We start from the raw sequence: 680 nt of genomic DNA on the forward strand, positions 1-680 counted from the left end.
TTAACCAATTCATTGATAGTAGCTCAAGGTTCAAACCCGGAAAGGTTTGCATTTGCGCTTTGAGCTCCATGAGTTTCTTTGTTGATGCATACAACCCATCGTAATGATGGGGCTTAAATTTCTCGGCACCAGGCAGTATGCCTTCGTCTACAACACCAAACTGCGCCTTCTGAGCATCCGTCAATAACAACCATGCCCAATCCAGCGCTTGGTCTGGATTTTTTGCCATTAACGATGCACATTTGGAGACATCAGACGTCGGAGATAACAATGTTTCAACCAAACAACGTTCGAAAGCCGAATACTCCTCTAGCTCACCATTTTTCAACGATTCAAGCGTTTTTAATGGAGAACCCATATTCAGTTTCAGTGCGAAAGCCGGTACTTGAGACAAGCCTTGCTCCCCAATCCACTGCATAGCTTGATCGGTTGAAGGCGGCGTCACAACCCAATGCTGGCATCGGCTACGAATCGTCGGTAGCAATCTTTCTTGATTATGAGTGACCAGCAAAAACAAACATTTTTCGCCCGGTTCTTCCAGCGTTTTTAATAGCGCATTAGAAGCGGATTCATTCATCGCATCGGCTGGCTCAATCACAAACAAACGGTAACCATTCAGCTGAGAAGATTCATGAGCTAGACGATTGCAAGCGCGAATTTGGTCAACCGTAATCGCCTTG

At 45.6% G+C, this 680-nt stretch carries 1 protein-coding gene; it reads right to left on the bottom strand.

The genetic code is table 11. From position 1 onward, the window contains the following. The coding region (locus tag R7Q11_RS26625) for a DNA polymerase III subunit delta' C-terminal domain-containing protein (RefSeq protein ID WP_225467052.1) at positions 1-680 on the bottom strand (680 nt) is incomplete at both ends.

Source organism: Vibrio sp. 970 (assembly GCF_033339075.1).